The sequence below is a fragment of the Stenotrophomonas sp. HMWF003 genome (genome assembly GCF_003061285.1).
Lineage (GTDB): Bacteria > Pseudomonadota > Gammaproteobacteria > Xanthomonadales > Xanthomonadaceae > Stenotrophomonas > Stenotrophomonas maltophilia_AP.
In genome coordinates this window covers 2,443-3,707 of the sequence record NZ_QAIW01000312.1, presented here as the reverse complement: position 1 = coordinate 3,707, position 1,265 = coordinate 2,443, and the positions used below count along the sequence as shown (strand labels likewise).

Below are 1,265 nucleotides of genomic sequence, written 5' to 3'. Positions count from 1 at the left end.
GTTTTGACCCCCGGAACCAGGCGATTCCCGAGGGCCGGCTCGCGCAGCAGCGGTGGTGCCTGGTTGATCGAGAACGCCACCTCGCCGTCCGGCGAAACACGCCAGCCGATGGCATCCATGGCCGGGTGGTCCAGGGCCAGCACCGCCATCCCCCCAGCCACATCGGCAGTACCGAATCCACCCCGCTCGCTGCCTTTGTCATCGTAAAGCACCAGCCCGGCGACGTTGAAGGCCCGTCGGTACTGGATTCCATCGATGATCGGGGCCGGGGTCCGGCCGGAAAGGGTCATGCGGATCACGCCGTTCTCGTCGACGATATCGATGCGCTGGGCAGTGATTCGATCATGGTCAGGCGTGGCGACCGTCGTCTCCGGACTGCGGGATTCGATGATGCGCTGCAGCGCACCCAGGGACGGGCGGGACGGGCCTGGATCCTCCGCCGCGTTGGCTAGAGGACAGACCAACAGGGAGGCAAGAAGGGCAGCGATAGCAAGGTTCTTCATGCAGGTTCCCATAGCGGTGGGTGGCTTCTGGCTGGACGCATCAGCGGTGCCGCAGGGCCTCACCGCCATGCCACCCACGCCCCTGGCGGCACTGACTGGACGTCGATGGCGGTTCCTCGCGCCGCCCTGACCAGCGCGCCAAGAGGATCGTCCACTTCCTGGTATGCATCAACGCCCGAGATACCGTAGTGGATCGGGACCACGGACCGCGCGCCCAGCACGGTGGCGGCCGCGATGGCCTGCTCGGGGGTCAACACACCCGGCTGTCCGCTGACGGGCGTGCGCCATCCGAACGTGGCGCCGTTGATCGGCAGGAACGCCACGTCGAAGGGCCCGAACTGGCGACCGATCTTCCACCAGTGACCGTGCCACATCGTGTCTCCGCCATGGAAAATCCGGCGGCCCGCGGCCGATACCACCCAGGAAACCTGCGTGTCGCCGTAGCCATCCGAGGCAGGCACCGCCGTTGCAGTGAAGTCACCCAGCAGCTGGGGCTCCCAAAGGCGTGCAGGCCGCGCCCGTGCACCCTCGGGCACGGGAAGCGGATGTGTCCCCTCGGGGTAGATCAGGCTCCCTCCGTTGCGGAGCGCCTGCGCCACAGCCCCCGCGTCGAAGTGGTCCGAGTGGACGTGCGTCAGCAGGACCGTGGCGTCCCCCACCCCGCCTTCAACGGAAACCAGGACGTCCGGCAAAGCCCTGCCCCACTCTGCGCTGTTGGTCAGCGGGTCGATGAACAGGGTTGCGCCCGGCAACTGCAGACGA

Annotated in this window: 2 protein-coding genes; both read right to left on the bottom strand. The window is 67.4% G+C overall.

From position 1 onward, the window contains the following. On the bottom strand, positions 1-503 hold a 503-nt coding region (locus DBR34_RS12775), incomplete at its 3' end, for a hypothetical protein (protein ID WP_258223890.1). Positions 504-562: 59 nt separating this feature from the next. Then, on the bottom strand, positions 563-1,265 hold a 703-nt coding region (locus DBR34_RS12770), incomplete at its 5' end, for an MBL fold metallo-hydrolase (RefSeq protein WP_219928286.1).